Genomic DNA, 20702 nt, shown 5'->3' with positions numbered 1-20702 from the left:
TCGCCTGCCGGCGGAGCCGCCTCCATGCCCGGAACCCGCTCACCGCGCCGTTCCGGGCATGGCAGGCCACGTATCCCTGACCTCAGCCGAGGCCGGCGAACGGCTGGACGGCCCGTAGGCGGACGTGCAGGGTGCAGTCGCCGGCTCCGTTGCCGGGGGAGGAATTGATCGTTCCCGTGCTGTCCAGCGTCTTCAGCTGGTCCAAGGTGTACGGCCCCCACCACTGCCAGGTCCGGCAGACGTCCTCGTCACCGCTCAACTCGTCGAAGTCCCGGAAATGGATGTAGGTTTTAATCGACTCGTTGTGCCTGACCTTGACGCGGAACCTGTTGTTCGGCTTCCGGTAATCCGTCCCACAGGACGAATATGTCTCAGCCGAGCACATGTGGGCGTCGGCGAAGGCGTACGTCGTGCCCTCAAGCATGCCGCGCAGGCAACTCTTGTTGTCTTCCCACCAGAAGTAATAGTCGGGAGTGCTGGTCCCCGGGCACACTCCGGGAGCGCCGCCCCACTTGCCGAGGTTCCGGTACGGATAGGGATCGCTCTTTCCCGAACTGGACTGAGCGAAGATCGTGCCATACACCTCGGCCCGATCACAGTTCGATGCTATCGCCTCGCAGTCGTCCACGGAGTTGAGCCGCACATCGGCGAACTCCACTTCGACCACGTAACCCATGACGCGGAACGGAGGATTCGCGGCCGCGATCGCGGACCCTTGCGGTGACACTCCCAGGAGCAGGGCCGAACCCAGCACTCCCATGCGGAGGATGTGCGGTGTGAGTTTGACTGGCATGAATTCCCTATCCTCGTACAGGGTGTTTCGACTGAGTTCCGCGCGGCGTCAGGCCATGCGCAGCCAGGCTCGGTACAGGCTCGAGTGGTCGTCGAACTCCAAACGCGGGAGCCAGCCCGACTGGGTTGTCACCCATTCGCTGTCGGTGCCTATGAAATCGTCGTTCGCGAGTCTGGCGTCGAGGCTGGCGCTCATGGCCTTCCTCATCTTCTCGCTCGTGTACGCCTTATCCGCGTGCCGGTAGGCCTGCCAGTAGTTGTTCATGGCGAAGGCGAGGCTGTCGATCTCGCTCTGCCCTAGGTCCGGATTGACGTCCTCTTCGACCAGTGTCACCACCACGAGCGAATCAACGGGGGCATAGGAGGTGACGAGATGCTGCGGCTTCGACACGTATCCGGTGTCCACGTTGTCGTCCCACCAGGACTTTCGGACCCTGGTGGTCATGTTGGTGCCGTCAGGCCGTCCCACGAACACGACGAAGTACGGGCTGTCGTCCCCGTCCTCGGCACTGGCCATGTAGCACTTGAACTCTTCGAATCTGAGTCCGCCGGCGGCGGTTGCCGCCGGCGCCGGCAGAACCAGCCCGGCCATCACGGCAAGCACGGCTGTCGCCGCGCGGAAAGATCGCCTGATCGTTCTCGTCGGCATCGGAACTCCGCTCTCGAATACGGCAGCGCCCCTCAGGTGGAGCGGCCAAGACAACGCGACGGGAACTCACCTCGCCGCATGTTCTCCCTGTGGCGCCGGCCGTGTCAGTGGTAGTCGTTGGGAGAGGTTCTGACCGTTCCGGAAAAGGTGGTCATGTCCAGCGTCCAGTTCGCGTTCGTCTTCGCCGCGTAAGCCCTGGAGATCTGATAATCGGCGACACCCGGGGACGGGTCCCATCCGGCGGGATGGATGGCCTCGGCCTGGGCGCCCGGCAGATAATCGCCCACCAGGTCCTGATCGGTGTAGTAGCTTTCCCAGGACATCTTCGACTGCGCGGCGGTCACCGTGTAGGTGTTGGACGGGTGTGTGTTCCGGATCCTGACTCGCGCGCCTTTCGGGACGTGCCCGTCGTCCGCCACCGCCCAGCGGACGCAGGACTGAATCTGGAGACCGGGCAACTTGTCGTCGCCGAATCCGTCGACCGGCCCCCAATAACCGCACGTCTCTCCACTGCTCAAGACCTTGGGGCCGGCGAAGGCCGGCAGCGCGGTAGAGAAAGAAACCGCGCAGATCGCGGCCACGACGGCGGACTTCCTGAAAACCGTCATGCTCAGCACCTTTCCTGGTGATCACGGGTCCGAAGAGCACACATGCGCCTCGACGGGAAATTCCCCCTGCCGAGCCACCGGGTTCCGGCACGGCATTCCGGCTACGAGAGCGGATTCACCCGGCGCCGGTATCCCTGTGAATACGACCCCTTCTCCTTTTCGAGACCCAGCCTGCGGCCTCCCGTAGCGTGAGAGTCAACAAGTCCGGCCCATCACGTCGTACGGCGGCCGTGCCGGGTCAGTAGGCCGGGTCAGCGGCTACCCCCCTGCATCGACGCGCGGCATTGCGGGACAATCTCGGGCATGCGGTTCGGCATCCTCGGCCCGACGGAGGCACGGCTCGACGGCGAGCGCCCGGTCCCGGTGGGTGGACCGGGTCTGCGGGCGCTGCTCGGCCTGCTGCTGCTCAACGCGGGGAAGGTCGTCACCACCGACCGACTGATCGACGGCCTGTACGGCTCCGAGCCCCCGGCCGGAGCCACCAACGCCCTGCAGGCCCAGGTGTCGCGGCTGCGCCAGCACCTCGCAGGCCTTGGCGACCTGGTGGTGCGGGAGACTGCCGGATACCGGCTGGCGGTCGACCCCGCCGACGTGGACGCGCTGCGCTTCGAACGGCTCGCGGCCGAGGGACGCCGGGCCCTCGACGCGGGCGAGCACGCCGGAGCCGCCGACCTGCTCGGCCGGGCGCTCACCCTGTGGCGCGGCCCGGCGCTCGCCGACCTGCCCGACGCGCCGTTCGCCCCCGCTCAGGCGGCGCGCTTGGAGGAGCTGCGGCTGTCGGCGGCCGAGGACCTGACCGAGGCGGGGCTGTCCCTCGGGCGGCACCGCGACCTGCTGCCGGAGCTGCAGGAGAGGGTGATGGCCCATCCCCTGCGTGAGCGCACGCGCGGCCAGCTCATGCGCGCGCTGTACGCGTCGGGGCGTGCGGCGGAGGCGCTGGCCGCCTTCGAGGACGGCCGTCGCCGGCTCGCCGACGAGCTCGGCGCGGACCCCTCGCCCGAGCTGGCCGCGATCCACCTCGCCGTGCTGCGCTCCGACCCCGCCCTCGCTCCCGCCTCCGCCTCCCCCGCCGGGCGGCCGGTCCCGCTCACCCCTCTCATCGGCCGCGACGCCGAACTGGAGCGGATAGGCGCGCTGCTCGCCGAGTCGCGCCTGGTGACGCTCACCGGCCCCGGCGGAACGGGGAAGACCCGGCTGGCGGTCGAGGCGGCGGCGCGCTGGCACAGCGGCGGGCACGGTGGTGGACACAGCGGTAGGCATGGTTGCGGGCAGGACGAGGTCTGCTTCGTGGAACTCGCCCCGCTCACCGACGGCGCCGACGTGCCGCGGGCAGTCCTCGGCGCGCTCGGGCTGCGCGAGACCGCCGTGCCCGCCTCCCCCGGCGGACGGCAGGGCGCGAGCGACCCGGTCGCCCGCCTGGCCGCGGCCCTGACCCCGCGACCGGTGCTGCTGGTGCTGGACAACTGCGAGCACGTCGTGGAGGACGCCGCCCGGCTCGCCGACCGCCTCCTCGGCGTCTGCCCGTCCCTGCGCGTCCTGGCCACCGGCCGGGAGGCGCTCGGGATCACCGGGGAACGGCTGTGCCCGGTCTCCCCGCTGGAGGTGCCCCCGCCCGGGACCGGGGACGCGCTCGCCTACCCGGCGGTCCGGCTGTTCGTCGAGCGGGCCGCCGCCGTACGGCCCGGCCTCACGCTCGGCCCCGAGGACGCCGAGCACGTGCTGCGGATCTGCCGGGCGCTGGACGGGCTGCCGCTGGCCCTCGAACTGGCGGCCGCGCGGCTGCGCTCGCTGCCTCTCGCCCAGGTCGCCGCCCGGCTGGGCGGCGACGACGGCGACCCGGCCGCGGAGGGCGACGCCCCGCGCTTCGCGCTGCTGTCGCGCGGCAGCCGTACGGCACAGCCGCGCCACCGCACGCTGCGCGCCGTCGTGGAGTGGAGCTGGGACCTGCTCGACGAGCCGGAACGCACGCTCGCCCGGCGGCTGACGGTCTTCGCGGGCGGTGCGACGCTGGAGGCGGCCGAGCGGGTGTGCGGCCTGGCCGACACCGACGGCGCGCTCGCCTCCCTGGTGGACAAGTCCCTCGTCGAGGTGGTGGACGACCGCTACCGGATGCTGGAGACGATCCGGGCGTTCTGCGCGGAACGACTGGCCGAGGCCGGCGAGGGCGAGCGCATGCGGGCGGCCCACCTCGCGTACTTCCTGGACCTGGCCGCCACGGCCGATCCCCACCTGCGCGGCCCGCGTCAGGTCGAGTGGCTGCGGCGGCTCGACGGCGAGCACGAGAACCTCACGACGGCGCTACGCCGGGCCGTCCGGGCAGGCGACCTGACGGGGGCGCTGCGGCTTCTGTCGGCCACGGCCGGCTACTGGATGCTGCGCGGCCTGCGCGCCGAGGTCGCCGGACCCGCCGCCGACCTGCTCGCCGCCATCGGAGACGCTCCCCCGGAAGGGCTGGAGGAGGAGTACGTCCTGTGCGCCTGCGTCGCGGCCAGGGGCGGCCACGCCGACGTGGACCAGCTGATCGCCCGCGCGCTCCGGATGGCCGCCACCCTGCCGGTCCCGCCCAGGCAGCCGTTCCTCCTCATCCTCCGCGCGATGGTCAGCGGCCCTCCGGCCGACGAGGAGCTCCGGGAGATCGAGCGGACCTACGACGTGCTGGTGAAGGATCCCTGGACCCGCATGCTCAGCAACTTCAGCATGGGATACCTCCGGCTGTTCGACGGCCACCTGACCGAGGCCGAGGAGGCGATCACCGAGGCGCTGGCCCAGTCCCGCACGCTGGGCGACCTCTGGACCCGGGTCCTGATCCTGACGGCGCTGGGCGACGTCGCCGAGTGGCGCGGAGATCACGAACGGGTGGAACGGCTGGCCGGTGAGGCACTGGAGCTGGCCGAGCGCCTCGGCGCTCCCCTGGACGCGGCCGAGACCCTGTGCCGTCGCGCGCGTGCTCGGGTGCGCCTGGGGAAGACGGCCGAGGCGCACGCCGACTACGAGCGCGGGGCCGGGCTGGCCCGGCGGCTGGGCGCCCCGGAACTGGTCGCGGAGGCGTGTCTCGGACTCGGCGAGCTGGCCCGCCTCGGCGGCGACATCGGCGAGGCACGACGGCTGTACCAGGCCGCCCTGGCGGAGTGCACGGCCGAGTGGTTCGCGGCGGAGGAGACCCGCTCGCGCGTCTACCTGGCTCTCGGGCTGGCCGCCGAGATGTCGGGTGAGGCCGCCGAGGCGCTGGCCTGGCACCGCCGCGCCCTGACGACGGGCTTGGGCGACCGCAACCTCTCGATGGTCGCCGGTGTGGCCGAGGGGGTCGCCGGCGTCGCCCTCCTGGAGGGGGATCCGGAGCGGGCCGTGTGGCTGCTGGGCGTCGGCGAGGCCCTGCGCGGCACACCCGCCGTGGCCGACCCGGACGTCGAGCGGGTCGCCGCCCACTGCCGGGCCGCCCTGGGCGACGAGACGTACGAGCGGGCGTACGCCGAGGCCAGGGCGCACGCCCGGCAGCGTGTGCAGATCACCGCCGGCTCGGCGGCGCCCGCGCTGACCGTCGTCGAAGGGCACCTGTCAGCGCTCGGTGGATGAACCGTCAGCGCCCGGGCGGACGCTGCCGTCATGAACGACACCTCGCGAAAGTGGGGCACGCTGGCGGTCGCGTGCGCGGCCGTGCTCCTGCTGTCCGTCGACCTCACCGTGCTGCACCTCGCCCTGCCGAAGCTCGGCGAGGACCTGTCGCCCTCGGCCACCCAGCTGCTGTGGATCGCCGACATCTACGGGTTCGCCCTGGCCGCGCTGCTGGTCACGATGGGCAACGTCGGGGACCGGATCGGGCGCAGGCGCCTGCTGCTCGCCGGCCTGGCCGCCTTCGGCGCGGCCTCTGCCCTGACGGCGTACGCGCCGAACGCTCCGCTGCTGATCGCCGCCCGCGCCCTGCTCGGGGTCGCCGGGGCCACCATCATGCCCTCGACGCTGTCGCTGGTCCGCAACGTGTTCACCGACCCGAAGGAACGGACCACGGCGGTGGGCATCTGGAGCAGCGTCTCGGCCGTCGGGTTCGCCCTCGGCCCCATCGTCGGCGGCCTGCTGCTCGCCCATTTCTGGTGGGGCTCGGTCTTCCTGATCAACGTGCCCGTCGTGGTGGTCGTCCTGGCCGCCGGGTTCGTCGTGCTGCCCGAGTCGCGCAATCCCCGCCCCGGCCGCATCGACCTCGTCAGCGTCCCGCTGTCGGCCGCGGGCGTGCTCGGCCTGATCTACGCGCTGAAGGAGGCCGCGACCGGCGGCGTCGCCCGGCCCTCGGTCGCCGCCGCGGCGGTCGTGGGCGTCGCCGCTCTGGTCCTGTTCGTGCGCCGCCAGACCCGGCTGGCCGAGCCGCTGATCGACGTGGCGTTGTTCCGGCGGCGCGCGTTCGCGGCCACGGTCGGCGCCGAACTGGTCGCGGTCTTCGCCATGCTCGCCATGTCGGTGGTCTTCGCGCAGTATTTCCAGCTCGTCCTCGGCTGGTCGCCGCTGCTCGCCGGGCTCGCGGGCATGCCGGGCGGCCTCGCCGCGGGCGCCGGCGGGGCGCTGTCGGGCGTGCTCGTGCACCGGTGGGGACGCGGGCCGGTCGTCTCCGCGGGGCTGGCGCTGACGGCGACCGGATTCATCCTGTTCAGCCGGATCGACATGGAGACGCCCTACCTCTACATGCTCGCGGCCATGCTCGTCCAGGGCGTCGGGATGGGCTTCACCTTCGCCGTGACCGGCGACACGCTGCTCGCCTCGGTGCCCAGGGAACGAGCCGGCGCGGCGAGCGCGATCTCCGAGACCGCGCACGAGATGGGCGGCGCGCTGGGCATCGCCGTGCTCGGCACGGTCCTGACCACCGCCTACCGGAACGGCCTGGCGCTTCCGCCCGGCCTGCCGGACGGCGTGGAGGCCGAGGCCCGCGACACGCTCGCGGGCGCGCTGAAGGCCGCCACCACACTGCCCGGCGAGGCCGCGGGGGCCGTCGCCACGGCCGCGCGGCAGGCGTTCGTGGACGGCATCCAGGTCACCGTGCTGACCGGCGCGGCGATCCTGCTCGCCCTCGCCGTCGCCGTCCCGTTCGCGATGCGCGGCGTCCCCAAGGTGATCCCGGAGACCGGCGAAGAGGAGCCCGCCGAGAGCCCGGCCGTGGTCCGCTGAGGCAGGGCACCCGTGTGCCCGCGAGGGTCACCTGTCCGCTTACGTCACCTGGGTCAGCCAGTGGTCGTGCGCGCCGCGGAAGGGGCCGGTACGCGCGCCCACGGCCTCCATCAGCCAGGCGGCCGACCGCTCCGCCTGCCGGATGATCTCCTCCGGGTACGCGTACCGCACCTGGTGCACGGCGAACTCGTCCTCGTCGTCCAGGATCAGCCGGCCGTCGCGCATGCGGAGCACGTCGAGGTCGAGGTCGGCCATGGTGATCCGGCCGTCGCGCCGGACCGGCACCGTCGTGATGTCGCAGTAGATCGCGCATCTGTTCGGCGCGGCGTTGAACGTGGCCGTCCACCACGCGTTCCGGGGGAACAACATGACCGACGCGCAGGGCAGAACCGTCTTGGGGTCGTGTCCCCGCTGAGTCACGGTCCCCGAAGGGCAGCCGGCCCACGTGCCGTGCTCGTCCTCGCCCAGCAGGCGGGCCGGGTGGTGCCAGTGCAGCGACCCGCCGTACTTGCGGTAGATGATCATTACCTCGGACACGGGCGGGACGCTACGCCACGCCCGTCTCCGAGTACAACGGAATTACCGGTCAGACCTCGACGACCACCGGGATGATCATCGGGCGGCGACGGTAGGTGTCGCTCACCCAGCGGCCCACCGTACGCCGGATGGTCCGGCGGATCTGCATCTCGTCGGCCACTCCGGACGCGGCGACCTCCTGCAACGCGGCCTCGATCTGCGGGACGACCGCGTCGAACGCGTCGGGGTCGATGCCCGAGCCGCGAGCGGTGATCTCCGGCCCGCCGGTGAGCTTCCCGGTCGTGGAGTCCACGACGACGACGATGGAGATGAACCCCTCGTCGCCCAGGATGCGCCGGTCCTTGAGCGCCACGTCGGTGATGTCGCCCACCGAGGTGCCGTCCACGAAGACGTACCCGCACGGGACCGCGCCGGTGATCCTCGCCTGGCCGTCGACGAGGTCGACGACCACGCCGTCCTCGGCGATCACGATGTTCTCCCGGGGGACGCCGGTCAGCTCGGCCAGCGCGGCGTGCGCCCGCAGGTGCCGCCACTCGCCGTGCACGGGCATGAAGTTGGACGGCTTGGTGAGATTGAGCACGTACAGCAGCTCGCCCGCGGCGGCGTGGCCGGAGACGTGCACCCGCGCGTTGCCCTTGTGGACCACCCGCGCGCCCCAGCGGTTGAGGCCGTTGATGACCTTGCTGACCGCCGTCTCGTTGCCCGGCACCAGCGACGAGGCGAGCAGAACGGTGTCGCCCTCGGCGATCCTGATCGGGTGGTCGCGGTTGGCCATGCGCGACAGCGCCGCCATCGGCTCGCCCTGGGAACCGGTGCAGATCAGCACCACGTCCTCCGGCGGCCACTCCTCGATCTCCCGGGAGTCCACGAGCAGGCCCCCGGGCACCTTCAGGTAGCCGAGTTCGCGCGCCACACCCATGTTGCGGACCATCGACCTGCCGATGAGCGCGACCTTGCGGCCGTGCTTCTCGGCCGCGTCCATGATCTGCTGGACGCGGTGGATGTGCGAGGCGAAGCTCGCCACGATGATCCGCTTGGACGCGCTGCGGAAGACGTCGTCGATGACCGGCGCGATCTCCCGCTCGCTGGTGACGAAGCCCGGCACCTCCGAGTTGGTGGAGTCGGACATCAGCAGGTCGACGCCCTCGGCCCCGAGGCGGGCGAACGCCCCGAGGTCGGTCAGCCGCCCGTCCAGCGGAAGCTGGTCCATCTTGAAGTCGCCGGTGTGCAGGACGAGGCCCGCAGGGGTGCGGATCGCCACGGCCAGCGCGTCGGGGATCGAGTGGTTGACCGAGACGAACTCGCACTCGAACGGCCCGAACGAGCGCCGTTCGCCCTCGATCACCTCGACCTTGACCGGCTGCATCCGGTGCTCGGTCAGCTTGCTCTCGATGAGCCCGAGTGTCAGCCGGGAGCCGACGATCGGAATGTCGCGCCGCTCGCGCAGCAGGTACGGCACCGCGCCGATGTGGTCCTCGTGGGCGTGCGTGAGCACGAGCGCCTCGATGTCGTCGAGCCGCCCCCGGATGTAGTCGAAGTCGGGCAGGATGAGGTCGACGCCCGGCTGGTCCGGCTCGGGGAACAGCACACCGCAGTCCACCACGAGCAGACGGCCGTCGTACTCGAACACCGCCATGTTGCGGCCGATCTCGCCGAGACCGCCCAGCGCGACGATGCGCAGGCCGTTCTCCGGCGGCGGCGGAGGCGAGCCGAGCTCGGGATGCGGATGACTCATGCCGCTCCCTCCGCCCCGTGCTCCGACCCGTGCCGCTCGCCGCCCCCGTTCTGAGGCCGGGAGCCGCCCACGCGCGGTCCCCTATCTTCGTTTCTTCTGGTCAAGTCGCTCATTCGGCTCCATCTGTTGATCTAATCCACAAGCTTGAGACCTCCCGTGATGAGGTCCTCACGAAGCGCTGCGATCTGCTCCTGCGTGGCGTCCACGAGCGGCGGCCGGACGTAGCCCGCGTCCTGGCCCACCAGCTTCAGCGCGGCCTTCACCATGATCGCCCCCTGGGTGCGGGTCATGATCGCCGAGACCACCGGAAGCAGCCGGCGGTGGACGGCCAGGGCGTTCGCGACGTCACCGGACCGGTAGGAGTCGGCCATCGAGGCCAGCTCGGCGCCGGCCACATGGCCCACCACGCTGACGTACCCCACCGCGCCGACCGAGAGCCACGCCAGGTTCAGCGCGTCGTCCCCGGAGTAGAAGACAAGGTCCGTGGAGGCCATCACCTGCGAGCTCGCGAACAGGTCGCCCTTGGCGTCCTTGACCGCGGTGATGCGCGGGTGCTCGGCCAGCCGGAACAGGGTCTCGGTCGTGATGGGCACGCCCGCGCGCCCGGGGATGTCGTACAGCATCACTGGAAGACCGGTCGCGTCCGCTACGGCGGTGAAGTGCCGGAGCAAACCCTCCTGCGGCGGTTTGTTGTAGTACGGGGTGACCACCAGAAGGCCGTGGGCGCCCGCGCGTTCGGCGGCCCGGGCCAGCTCGACGCTGTGCCGCGTGTCGTTGGTGCCGGCACCGGCCACGACGGTGGCCCGGTCGCCCACGGCCTCGACGACCGCGCGCAGAACGCGGTCCTTCTCCTCGTCCGAGGTGGTGGGGGACTCCCCCGTGGTGCCGCTGACCACCAGGCCGTCGTTGCGCTGCTCGTCGACGAGATAAGCGGCGATCCGCTGGACGCCCTCATAGTCCACGGCGCCGTCGGAAGTGAACGGTGTGACCATGGCGGTCAGCGTGCGGCCGAAGGGGGCGTCGGAGGTTCCAGTAGGCGATGCCATAGACCGAACGGTACCCGGATCCGCAGGAGTGATGGACCTCGCCACCCCGTTATGTCCAGTACCGCCCCGCGGGCGCCGCCAGACAGCGGAAGAGGCCGCCGATATGTGCTCGGGGGTACACACATCAGCGACCTCTAACCGGGAATCGCCGCGCCTTACGCGGACGTTACACGCCTCTGGCGAAATTTTTCCGGAAGGCCGCGAACCGCGGCTTTTGCCCGTCCCTGAGCACCGCCGTCAGTCACGGCCGCCGGCGGGCGATCGCCCGGATGGCAGGCTCGGCATTCGGCGAACGGTCCGGGGATGGCGGCCGGTCCGGGGGTCGGTGACGGGACTCGGCGGACGACGCGGGGCGGTCAGTTGACCTCCCCCGAGAGGAGCCTCACCCACAGCTCCTCCATCCGCGCGGCGACGAGCCGCTCGGTCTCGTGGATCTCCATCTTCTTACCCCGTTTCGTCCGCCGGATGAACAGCAGCCCGCCCGCCGAGCACAGCTCGTAGATCGTCGCCTTGCATTCACACGTGTGCCTTCGTACGCGTACGCGATCGCTACGGTTGACGGCTTTCAACCAATTGATCCTCTTATGACCGTCCCGAGGAGGGCTGGCATGGATGCCGTGATAGGGGGGCGGGAGGGGAATATCGGCACCTGGCCGCTTAGCGGCACAATCACCCATTAGCAGCCCTTTCGGCAGGCAAAGTTGGAGTCACAGGCCATCTCCGTCACTCTCGGTTGCCCGGCGAATACGCCAAGATTTGGAAGACCCGTCACCCCCTCAGGGATGGATTGATGGCAAACTCTGATCCGGTCTACCTGCGCGTAGTCGAGGACATTCGCCGCCAGATCGTCGACGGCACGCTCCCCCCGGGCGCACCGATCCCCTCGCGGCACCAGATAACCAGGAAGTACAGCGTCGGAGAGACGGCCGCCCGCCACGCGCTGCGCGTGCTCGCCCAGGAGGGCCTCATCATCGGCCGGGTGGGCTCCGGGCACCGGGTGCGGGAGAAACCGATCCTGCTCCCGCTCCACCGCAGCCGCCTCCCCGAACCGCACGCCGCCTTCGCCAGCGACATGCAGGCGGGCGGACGGCAACCCAGCTGGAGCTGGCGCAGCGAGCTCGCCGACGCCCCTCCGGACATCGCCCACCGGCTGCGCGTCGGCGAGTGCAGCCCGGTGATCAGGACCCGTTACGTCTTCCGCGGCGACGGCCGCCCGGTGCAGTTGCTCACCTCGTACGAACCGGTCGAGCCCGGGCAGAGCCAGGCGCTCGAGGAAGGCACGTACGAACGCAGGAGCGCGGCCTTCCGCCTCGCGGCGAGCGGCCTGCCGCTCACCGAGATCAGCGAGACCGTGCTCATCCGTGTCCCCCAGCCGACCGAGAGCGACCTGCTGGAGCTCCCCGCCGGCGTCCAGGTGCTTCAGATCGAGCGCACGTACTGGGCCGGGGAGCGTCCGGTGGAGACGAGCGACGCCGTGGTGCCCGGTGACCGGTTCCGCCTGGTCTACGGCATCCCCAGCCTCCTTTGACTGTCGGTGCCCACTGGTACAACCGATCCGGATCCCCCCTCCGGAGGTGCCGATGCGCGTCAAGGACATGCCCCTGGCCGACCAGCCGCGTGAGCGGCTGCTGGCGTCGGGAGCCACGGCGCTCGCCGACAGGGAGTTGCTCGCCCTGCTGCTCGGCTCGGGCAGCAGGGGCGTGAGCGCCGTCGAACTCGCCTCCCAGCTCATCGCCCACTGCGGCGACCTCGGAGAGCTGGCCCGCTCCGAGGCCCATCGGCTGCTCGCCGTCCCCGGCGTGGGCCCCGCCAAGGCGGCCCGCGTGGCGGCCGCGTTCCACCTCGTACGGCGGGCCCAGGCGGAGCCGGAGCGAAGCCGGATCACCTGCTCGGCCGACATCGCTTCGGCTGTCGCTCCCCTGCTCCACGGACAGCCGCGCGAGCGGCTCGTCGTGGTCGTGTGCGACGGCCGTGGCGCCGTGCTGCGCCGGACCGTGGTCACCGAGGGCGGCAGCGACCACACCCCGGCACCCGTCCGCGACATCGTCACGACCGTCCTCCTCTCCGGCGGGGCCGCCTTCGGCCTCGCCCACAACCACCCGAGCGGATCGCTCGACCCCAGCCCCGCCGACGTCGAGGTCACGGCCCGCCTCCACGAGGCCGCCGACACCGTCGGCCTCCGCTTCCTCGACCACGTGATCGTCACCGACACCGCCTGGCGCCGAGTGCCGCACGATGAGTAGCAGAATCGTCACTATAAGTTCTAGCGTCACTGCCGGTCTACCTACCCGTATGCGCCAGGGCCTTAAGCTGTAGCATTTTGTGCGAAGATGTCTGTTTCGGTCTATGGTTTGAGCGTGCTCGATCGAGATGGACCCGTACCTGTCTACAAGCAGATCGCCGAGATCCTTCGAGAACGCATCGACAGCGGCGAACTGGCCCCCGGCAATCCAATGCCGAGCGAGGCGCAGCTCGAGGTCGAGTACGGCATAGCGAGGACAACGGCACGCCGGGTTGCCCGGGAGCTACGCGAGCAGGGCCTCGTCTACACGGTTCAGGGCGAGGGCACCTTCGTCGGCGATCAGGCCGCTCCGCGTGTGCGCCGGAAGAAACCCCTCTACCAGGAGATCGCCGAAGAGGTCGCGCAGCGCATCCGACGACAGGAGTTCAAGCCGAACCGCGCCATCCCCAGCGAAAAGGCACTTATGAAGCAGTACGGCGTGGCCAAGGTGACCGTGCGACTGGCCGTCGGCTTCCTCCGGGACCAGGGCTACGTCTTCACCGTCCCCCATCGCGGCACTTATGTGTCATCTCCGGGTAACTGGCCGCAGGACTGACTACGCGATTCAAGAAGACGCGTCGCACCGGGGCGTCCGGCTCCTAACGTAGTGGCGTGCTCGACCACGACGGCGACACGCATCTCTACCTTCAGGTGACCGAGATCCTTCGTCGGCGGATCGAAGACCTCCCCCCGGCTCACCCGTTCCCAGCGAGGCGGCCATTCAGCGCGAGTTCGCCGTCGCGCGCACCACCGCACGCCGGGCCCTGCGGCGACTCCGGGATGACGGACTCGTATACACGGTCCACGGCCGGGGGACATTCGCCGGCGACTCCGACGCAGTAGCTGCAGCACCTCGCTCGACCCCTGCTTACCGGCAGATCGCCCAGGAGATTGTCGAGCCGATACGACAGGGCAGCCTGGCACCCCGCCGTTCGGTACCGAGCGAGGCGACCCTGGTGCAGCGACATGGCGTAGCCCGCGAAACCGTGCGACGAGCCATAGCCGTACTTCGAGAGGAAGGCTGGGTCTACACCGTTCCCCAACGCGGGACCTATGTGTCGCCGCCCGGCAACTGGCCACGGAACTGAGGAACCGCGAGCGGACGAGCACGGCGAGCGCGGTGGGCACGAGACGAAGCGGCGGGTTCCCGGAAATGGTCAGCGGCCCGTACGGGTGGCGGTGAGGAAACCTCCGCCCGACGGTCCCGGGATGGGACGGCCATAGGAGGCGGCGAGTTCGGCGCGATCGTGGATGTGCGGCCGCCAGCCGTTCCGGCCGAGCCGGCCGGGGGCGTCTTCGCCCAGTCCTCCTCTCCACAGTGGGGTGTACTCGTCCAGCGTCGGCATACCGCGAGCCTGAGCGAGAACCGCGGGATCGGCGATGCCGCCGTGCTCGAAGGCGAGTCGACTGCCCGGCGTGGAGAGTTCGCCGACTTCGGACAGTAGACGCGTCACCTCGTCGGCCGTCAGGTAGAGCAGCAGTCCTTCGGCGAGCCACGCGGCCGGTACGGCGCGGTCGAACCCGGCGGCGACCAGCCGGCCCGCCCAGCCGGCGCGCAGATCGACCGGAACGGTTCTGCGCTCGCACGCGGGCATCGCGCCCAGTCCGTCCAGCACCGCCTCCTTGAACGCGAACACCTCCGGGAGGTCGAGCTCGAAGACTCTCACTCCGTCCGGCCACGACAGCCGGAAGGCACGGGCGTCGAGCCCTGCGGCAAGCAGAACCACCTGCTGACAACCGGCGGCCGTCGCGGCGAGCAGACAATCGTCGAAGAACCGCGTGCGCAGTACGCCGTGGAAGGCGAACAACGCTCCCAGGGAGGCCGACGGCCCCATCGCGGCGAGGTCTTCGGCGGAGGCGGACTGCCCGGGGAACGCCCCCGGCGCGGCGTCCAGAAATCTCTGGGCGTACGGGTCGTCGAACAGGCGGTCGCCCCTGAGGCTCTCGTGGGCCCTCACCACTGCCATCCCCAGGGCCGTCTTCGCCACGCCCTTCAGCACACCTTGCGGGTTCATAAGCCTCCTCTTTTCATCGCCAACGATACATCGTTAGAGATGATTCGCGCACGATGTAATCTGCGGCGTATGGACGGCGGACGACTGCACCGATTGGGCAAGCGCCTCATCGAACTGTCCTCGCAGGTCACCGGCGAGGACGACGACCTGTCGCTCACCCCCGGGGAGGCCGCCGTCCTGGAGGATGTGATCAAGCACCCCGCCAGCTCGATCAGCGAGATCCACCAACGGACAGGGTTCGTACAGAGTCACGTGTCCACGTCGGTGTCGCGCCTCAAATCGCGTGGGCTGGTGAAAGCCGCGACCGACCCGGACGACGGGCGGCGCACACGGGTCACCATCGCCGACGAAGCCCTGGAGGCGATCACTCGTCGCGCAGCCCGTGACATCCGCCAGGTCATCGCCCACACCGTCACCGACCCCGCTCAGGCCCGCCGGGCGACCGAGTTGCTGGAGGAGTTGGCCGACCTCCTGTTGTGACGCCCGGCCGGATCCGGTAGGCCCGAACGACAGGATCAAAGCGCAAAGCGATCGCGATTTCACCGTGCGTGATCACCCTTACATCCCTATCCTGTCGGGCATGCCACAGACCGAGGAACGCATCGACGCCATAGAGCAGGAGATCACCGATATCAGGAGCGATGTCCGGCTGCAGAACGCCATGCTGATCAAGTGCGGTGAGCAGATGAGCGATCTGCGCACGGGGCAGCACGAGCTACGCAAGGGGCAGGACGAGCTCCGCACCATCACAGCCGACCTGCGCACGGGACAGGACGAGCTCCGCACCATCACAGCCGACCTGCGCACGGGACAGGACGAGCTCCGCACCATCACAGCCGGCCTGCGCACGGGACAGGAGGAGTTGCGCGCCATCACGGACGACCTCCGGACCGGCCAGGACGAGCTCCGCAAGGGGCAGGAGGAGATCCGCGAGACGTTGGAGGAGTTCCGCGCCGCTTTCGCCGTCGTGCTCGATGAGGTCCGGCAGCAGAAGGCGTGGCGGGAGGAGTTCTCCCACAAGCTCGCTCGTGTGATCGCCAAGAGCGAGGGCCTCGACGCGTAGCCGCGAACGTCGGGCGACTCCCCACTTCCCCTCCGCGCTTCCTCGGGCACGACGGGAGTCGCCCGGCGAGCACGCGCACCACCGGCCGTACGGCCGGAACCCGAACGGCCCGCGCAGCGACCGGCGCACGACGTGACCTCACAATGTGAGCTGGTAATGCCGTTCGGTGCGCCACTCGACCAGCATCACCGTGGCATCGTCCTGCAGCTGGCCGCGCTGGTAGGAGAGGATCGAGTGGATCAGGCGGCGCAGCGTCTCCGGGGCGGAGACGTTGTCGATCTCCTTGCGGATGACGAAGTCGGCGAAACGGTCCAGCCCGAACCTCTCCCCGTCCGGGGTCCGCGCCTCGACGATGCCGTCGGTGTAGAACAGCAGCCGGTCGCCGGGCTCCAGCTGGCGCCGCGCGAGCACGGTGGCCGGGCCGAGGCGAAAACCCATCGGGGTGTCCGGTGGGCTGTCCAGTGCGGAGGCCACCCGCCCCTGCCGCAGGACCAGCGGCGGTGGATGGCCCCGGTTCACCCAGGTCAGCCATCCGGTCCGCAAGTCGAGGTCGGCGAGGACTCCGGTGGCGAACCGGGACGTGGCGAACTGCCCGGCGATCGCCTCGTCGATCGTGTCGCTGATCTCGAGCAGCCCGAAGCGGCGCCGGCGCCGGCTGTTGCGGTAGGCGCTCAGGGCGATGGCTGCGGTCAGACCGGCCGAGGTGTCGTGCCCCATGGCGTCGAAGATGCCGATGTGGAGAGTGGCGCCGTCGAGGGCGTAGTCGAAGGCGTCTCCCCCGACGTCATAGGCCGGCTCCAGCGCGGCGCTGACCGTCATCGTGTCGGTGGCGAAGTTCCTGATCGGCAGCAGGGTCCACAGCATCTCGGCCGACAGGTGCATCTCCTCGGTGCGCACCAGCCGCACGAAAGCGTCGCTGTAGGCCCGCTTGCTCACCACCAGGAGCGCGACCAGGCTGCCCAGCTCGGTCGCGATCTGCTCGGTGGCCTCGTCGACCACGGGCACGGTCACCCCGAGCACGCCCACGCGTTCCGTGCCGTTCAGCATCGGCACCCACAAACGCCGCGGCCCTTCACTGCCGAGCGGCTCCGCGGCTTCGGCGACGTACGGATCGGTGGCGGGACGCGCCTGGACGATCTCCAGGTTGCGGTAGGCGCGACCGGCCAGGGTCGTGTCGATGGCGACGCGGTTCAGCGGCTCCCCGTACGCGTCACACTGTCCGGGCAGCGGCACGAGATACAGCGGCCGCAGGCTGGCCACGTAGAGCATGATCTCGGTGAAGCCGAGCGGCCTGACGTGCTCGATGACCGAGGACGCCAGGTCGTCCAGTGGCGTCAGATGATGGTCGCGCACCAGCCCGCCCCAGATGCGCCCGGTGGCATCACACCCGTTCACCCGCCGGCCTCACTGACTGCTTCTGGGGCGAGGCGGAACGATCTCCAGGAAGGGCCACGGGGGCGGCCGTGAGGCCCTTGCCGGTCCATGCGCTGACGGCACATTCCCGACGCTACCCGGCCCCGGTTCACGCACGGCTAACGCGTTGGACATGCGCGGACCAGCGCCCGGCAGCGCCTTCGAGCCCACCGGATGCGGTCGGCAACCACCGGGTCGTCCGGTGAGAAAGCGCCCATCTACGTATCATCCGCGGCCTGCGCCCGCCCGAAGCCCGTCAGTTGCACAGGCTCAGTTGATGAGGGCCAACGCCTTCTCGCTCAGGCCCACCGGGGCGGTCTTCGGGCTGCCGGCCGCAAAGGGCGGCCTCGGGTCGTACTCGATCGCGAGCTGCACCGCCTGCGCCGTCTCCTCGTCCCGCATCGCGGCCAGCAACGTCAAGGCCATGTCGATGCCCGACGAGACGCCCGCCGCCGTCACGATCTTGCCGTCGATCACCACGCGCTCGCTCACCGGCTCGGCGCCGAATCCGGCGAGCTGGTCCAGCCACCCCCAGTGCGTGGTCGCCTTCCGGCCCTTCAGCAGCCCCGCCGCGCCCAGCAGGAACGCGCCGCTGCACACCGAGGTGGTCCACCGCGTCCGCTCGTGGGCCCGCGCGATCCAGCCCAGCAGCTCCGCGTCGGACAACGCCTCGATCGTCCCGGGACCTCCCGGCACGACGATGACGTCCGGCGTGGGCAGGTCGCCGTACGACGCGGTGGCCGCGAGGCTAAGGCTTCCCCTGTCGTCGAGCACCGGCCCGGGCTCGGCCGCGACGAACGTGACCGTGCAGCCGGGGGCGAAGGCCAGCACCGTGTACGGCCCGACGGCGTCGAGCGCGGTGAACCGAGGATAGAGGGGGATGGCGATGTTCATGATCTGCTGCTTTCCTTCGATCGGAACCGGCGGCGGTAGTCGCCGGGTGAGACGCGCCAATGGCGGCGGAAGACGCGATAGAGGGTCTCGGGAGCACCGAGTCCGGCCTCCCTGGCCACCCTGTCCAGGGGATGGGCGGTGGTCTCCAGCAGCCGCCGCGCGGCGTCGGCCCTGCTGCGTTCGACGTACCTGCCGGGTGAGACCCCGGTCTGCTCGGTGAAGACGCGGGAGAAGTGCCGCTCGCTCATCCCCGCCCGCCGGGCCAGCGCGGGCACGCTCAGGTCCTCGGCCGGGTTGGCGTCGATGAACGCCTGTATCTCGCGCAGCGGCTCGGCGCGTGGGACGGCGGCCCGCATGGGGGCGCTGAACTGGCTCTGCCCGCCCGGACGGTGCAGGTACACGACGAGCCCCCGCGCGACGTTCCTGGCGAGCGCGTGGCCGTGGTCGTCGGCCACGAGCGCCAGGGCGAGGTCCACTCCCGAGCTGACCCCTGCCGAGGTCCAGACGTTCCCGTCGCGGACGTAGATGGGATCGGCGTCCACCTCGACGTCCGGATAGCGGTCGGCCATCTCCCGCGCGACCAGCCAGTGGGTGGTCGCACGCCTGCCGCCCAGCAGCCCGGCCTCCGCGAGGAGGAAGCTCCCGTTGCAGACGGAGGCGACGCGCCGGGCCCCGGCCGCCAGCCGGGTGACACCCGCGACCAGCTCTCGATCGCGCAGGTGCTCCGGCACCGACAGCCCGCCCACGAGCAGCAGCGTGTCGATCGGCCCCGCGACCTCGGCCAGCGGAGTCTCCGCGAGCGTCGCGATCCCGTTCTGCGCCCGTACGGCCCCGGCGCGCACGGCCGTCACCTCGACGCGGTAGCCGGGGTCGGGCGCGAGCAGGTTCGCCGTGGTGAACACGTCGGCCGGCCCGGCGAGATCGAACATCTGGAAGCCATCGAAGATCACGATGACCACGCGTCGCTGCATGGCCCCAATGCTTCCGATCAGGACTTCACGGCGTCAACGACACAGATATTGCACATTACGCCATCGCGCCTGCTCAAGAAAGATTCACGCGCTCACCGACCGGCCACACGGTCACGGCGAACAGCAGAAGTAATGCTTGGTCGCGGTAATTGTCAGTCACCGGGCGAGGTCAAGTCGCATCGATTACCGGAAGTTGTCAAACCGTTCATTGACCCTGCAAATCAACCATGATCTACTCCTTTTCGGCCATAACCACGAGGAAAGGAGAGCGACTTGCGCTTACGCGTGATATCGATTTCTGCGCTGACGATCGCCCTGTCGGCGTCGATACTCACTCCATCCGTCCGGGCCGATGTGACCGAGCCTTCACCCGCCACGAAAGCGGGAACCCAGGTGGAGAAGGAGCCGTTCAGCTACCTGACGCCCGAGGCAAAACAACGCATGGTGGCCCAGGAGCCGCTGATAAAAGCCGCCGACCGCATTATGGACGCGGTCAGAAGCGACAAGAAGGATCGCGGGTTCGCGGGCCTGAAACTCGACGACGGCTTCGTGCAGGTCTGGTGGAAGGGCGAGCCCCCTGCGGCGATCCGTGGAGCGCTGAGCAGCGCGAAGGCCTATTCCCCGGTGCGTGTGTCGCCCGCGAAGTACTCCCTGGCCGAGCTCCAGGCCGCCGCGGCGCCCCTGCGGGAGGAGCTCTCCAAGAATCCGGGGGGGCCGATCCACGCGCTGGGCATCCAGCCGGACAGCAGCGGGCTGTATGCGCTGACCGATTCGGGGGAGAACAAGGCCGGCCTCACCTCCACCTATCCGAAACTCGACGCCCAGGTGCCGACGGTCGTGCAGCAGGCACCCCGCGGAGAGTTCGCCAGCCGCGCGATAGACAGCCCTCCGTGGTGGGGCGGCGCACAAATAGTGTCGGACGACACCGGGGCGAGATGCACGGCCGGCTGGCCCGTCCACTCGACGAGTAACTCCAATTATCACTACATCCTCACGGCGGGCCACTGCGGCCGCCCGTACGAGAACTGGCGCAACGGCAACAGGTCACGCTCGATCGGCCGCGTGGTCGGCGAGAACCAGGGCCACGACCTGCTGCTCATCGATGCCCCGGATCACGTCGGCAACCAGATTTACGACGGGGGTGTCCCCGGCGGCACCAACACCACCCCCGAGTTCAGCAAGAGCATCGCCGGATACGGCAACGTGTATTACGGCCAGTGGCTGTGCCAGTCGGGAGCGGTCAGTGGCGCCGTGTGCAACTATCAGGTCGCCACGAACGGTCAGGAAAGCTACTGTGGCTACGACGCCTTCGGCGCCTACGAATGTTACAACGACCTGTTCGTAGCCATTCAGTACAACGGGCTTCCGGGGTCCATCAAGGGTGACAGCGGAGGGCCCGTTTTCACTCCGGCCGGCAACACCGTCATCGCGAACGGAGTGATCTCGGGACGTCGCGGCAGCGACGGCCTTATCTTCCAGGACGTCGTCACAGCCTTCCAAGACTTCTCGGTGACGATCCACACCGGGTGATCACCTGAGGGAGCGGC

At 69.9% G+C, this 20702-nt stretch carries 20 protein-coding genes; 9 read left to right on the top strand and 11 right to left on the bottom strand.

The features are described from left to right. Positions 1 to 82: 82 nt before the first annotated feature. The 3 genes from AB0O28_RS32485 to AB0O28_RS32475 all read right to left on the bottom strand — a co-directional run bounded on the left by AB0O28_RS32485 (position 83) and on the right by AB0O28_RS32475 (position 2058). Positions 83 to 793 (bottom strand): hypothetical protein, encoded by a 711-nt coding sequence (locus AB0O28_RS32485; protein ID WP_363646388.1) that lies wholly within the window; start codon positions 791 to 793, stop codon positions 83 to 85. Positions 794 to 841: 48 nt separating this feature from the next. Then, on the bottom strand, positions 842 to 1441 hold the full coding sequence (locus AB0O28_RS32480; RefSeq protein ID WP_363646387.1) for a hypothetical protein: 600 nt from the start codon (positions 1439 to 1441) through the stop codon (positions 842 to 844). A 104-nt stretch (positions 1442 to 1545) separates the two neighbouring features. Continuing rightward, the gene (locus AB0O28_RS32475; protein ID WP_363646386.1) at positions 1546 to 2058 is read right to left on the bottom strand and encodes a hypothetical protein; all 513 of its coding nucleotides are present in this window, start codon (positions 2056 to 2058) and stop codon (positions 1546 to 1548) included. Between the two features lie 294 nt (positions 2059 to 2352). Here AB0O28_RS32475 and AB0O28_RS32470 point away from each other — a divergent pair, with 294 nt between their 5' ends. Both AB0O28_RS32470 and AB0O28_RS32465 read left to right on the top strand, forming a co-directional pair. Then, the gene (locus tag AB0O28_RS32470) at positions 2353 to 5622 is read left to right on the top strand and encodes a BTAD domain-containing putative transcriptional regulator (protein WP_363646385.1); all 3270 of its coding nucleotides are present in this window, start codon (positions 2353 to 2355) and stop codon (positions 5620 to 5622) included. Positions 5623 to 5652: 30 nt separating this feature from the next. After that, positions 5653 to 7200, top strand: coding sequence for a DHA2 family efflux MFS transporter permease subunit (locus AB0O28_RS32465; RefSeq protein ID WP_363646384.1), 1548 nt, complete (start codon positions 5653 to 5655; stop codon positions 7198 to 7200). Positions 7201 to 7239: 39 nt separating this feature from the next. Here AB0O28_RS32465 and AB0O28_RS32460 read toward each other — a convergent pair whose 3' ends face one another. From AB0O28_RS32460 to AB0O28_RS32445, 4 genes are all read right to left on the bottom strand, one after another. Next, on the bottom strand, positions 7240 to 7737 hold the full coding sequence (locus tag AB0O28_RS32460; protein ID WP_363646383.1) for a DUF402 domain-containing protein: 498 nt from the start codon (positions 7735 to 7737) through the stop codon (positions 7240 to 7242). A gap of 49 nt (positions 7738 to 7786) precedes the next feature. Then, positions 7787 to 9472: a ribonuclease J gene (locus AB0O28_RS32455; protein ID WP_363646382.1), complete on the bottom strand. Its 1686-nt coding sequence runs from the start codon at positions 9470 to 9472 to the stop codon at positions 7787 to 7789. 131 nt (positions 9473 to 9603) lie between these two features. After that, positions 9604 to 10518, bottom strand: coding sequence for a 4-hydroxy-tetrahydrodipicolinate synthase (gene dapA / locus AB0O28_RS32450; protein ID WP_363646381.1), 915 nt, complete (start codon positions 10516 to 10518; stop codon positions 9604 to 9606). A gap of 356 nt (positions 10519 to 10874) precedes the next feature. Beyond that, positions 10875 to 11087 carry a hypothetical protein gene (locus AB0O28_RS32445; protein ID WP_363646380.1) on the bottom strand — a complete coding sequence of 71 codons (213 nt, stop codon included), beginning with the start codon at positions 11085 to 11087 and terminating at the stop codon, positions 10875 to 10877. 221 nt (positions 11088 to 11308) lie between these two features. Here AB0O28_RS32445 and AB0O28_RS32440 point away from each other — a divergent pair, with 221 nt between their 5' ends. The 4 genes from AB0O28_RS32440 to AB0O28_RS32425 all read left to right on the top strand — a co-directional run bounded on the left by AB0O28_RS32440 (position 11309) and on the right by AB0O28_RS32425 (position 13887). Next, on the top strand, positions 11309 to 12046 hold the full coding sequence (locus tag AB0O28_RS32440; RefSeq protein WP_363646379.1) for a GntR family transcriptional regulator: 738 nt from the start codon (positions 11309 to 11311) through the stop codon (positions 12044 to 12046). Positions 12047 to 12098: 52 nt separating this feature from the next. Next, a complete protein-coding gene (gene radC / locus AB0O28_RS32435; RefSeq protein ID WP_363646378.1) occupies positions 12099 to 12761 on the top strand; it encodes a DNA repair protein RadC in 663 nt (220 codons plus the stop codon). Between the two features lie 87 nt (positions 12762 to 12848). Beyond that, a complete protein-coding gene (locus AB0O28_RS32430; RefSeq protein WP_363646377.1) occupies positions 12849 to 13355 on the top strand; it encodes a GntR family transcriptional regulator in 507 nt (168 codons plus the stop codon). A gap of 163 nt (positions 13356 to 13518) precedes the next feature. Further along, positions 13519 to 13887 (top strand): winged helix-turn-helix domain-containing protein, encoded by a 369-nt coding sequence (locus AB0O28_RS32425; RefSeq protein ID WP_363646419.1) that lies wholly within the window; start codon positions 13519 to 13521, stop codon positions 13885 to 13887. Between the two features lie 69 nt (positions 13888 to 13956). On the opposite strand, the gene AB0O28_RS32420 is transcribed toward AB0O28_RS32425, so the two are convergent. Beyond that, the gene (locus AB0O28_RS32420; RefSeq protein WP_363646376.1) at positions 13957 to 14814 is read right to left on the bottom strand and encodes a class I SAM-dependent methyltransferase; all 858 of its coding nucleotides are present in this window, start codon (positions 14812 to 14814) and stop codon (positions 13957 to 13959) included. 69 nt (positions 14815 to 14883) lie between these two features. Between AB0O28_RS32420 and AB0O28_RS32415 the strand changes: the two genes are divergently transcribed. Together AB0O28_RS32415 and AB0O28_RS32410 are read left to right on the top strand one after the other, a co-directional pair. Further along, complete coding sequence (locus AB0O28_RS32415; protein WP_363646375.1) at positions 14884 to 15294, top strand: MarR family transcriptional regulator; 411 nt, start codon at positions 14884 to 14886, stop codon at positions 15292 to 15294. Between the two features lie 100 nt (positions 15295 to 15394). After that, on the top strand, positions 15395 to 15877 hold the full coding sequence (locus tag AB0O28_RS32410) for a hypothetical protein (RefSeq protein ID WP_363646374.1): 483 nt from the start codon (positions 15395 to 15397) through the stop codon (positions 15875 to 15877). Between the two features lie 138 nt (positions 15878 to 16015). Here the strand turns inward: AB0O28_RS32410 and AB0O28_RS32405 are convergent, their stop codons facing one another. From AB0O28_RS32405 to AB0O28_RS32395, 3 genes are all read right to left on the bottom strand, one after another. Then, positions 16016 to 17272, bottom strand: a complete 1257-nt coding sequence (locus AB0O28_RS32405) for a GAF domain-containing SpoIIE family protein phosphatase (RefSeq protein WP_363646373.1) — start codon at positions 17270 to 17272, stop codon at positions 16016 to 16018. Between the two features lie 288 nt (positions 17273 to 17560). After that, a complete protein-coding gene (locus AB0O28_RS32400; protein WP_363646372.1) occupies positions 17561 to 18184 on the bottom strand; it encodes a DJ-1/PfpI family protein in 624 nt (207 codons plus the stop codon). Next, on the bottom strand, positions 18181 to 19155 hold the full coding sequence (locus AB0O28_RS32395; RefSeq protein ID WP_363646371.1) for a GlxA family transcriptional regulator: 975 nt from the start codon (positions 19153 to 19155) through the stop codon (positions 18181 to 18183). Before AB0O28_RS32395 ends, AB0O28_RS32400 begins: the two co-directional genes overlap by 4 nt. Positions 19156 to 19428: 273 nt before the next feature. Between AB0O28_RS32395 and AB0O28_RS32390 the strand changes: the two genes are divergently transcribed. Continuing rightward, the gene (locus tag AB0O28_RS32390; protein ID WP_363646370.1) at positions 19429 to 20685 is read left to right on the top strand and encodes a trypsin-like serine protease; all 1257 of its coding nucleotides are present in this window, start codon (positions 19429 to 19431) and stop codon (positions 20683 to 20685) included. Positions 20686 to 20702 lie beyond the last annotated feature (17 nt).

Origin of the sequence: Microbispora sp. NPDC088329 (assembly GCF_040685655.1) — a bacterium.
Taxonomy (GTDB): domain Bacteria; phylum Actinomycetota; class Actinomycetes; order Streptosporangiales; family Streptosporangiaceae; genus Microbispora.
This window is presented reverse-complemented; position numbering and strand designations above follow the sequence as displayed.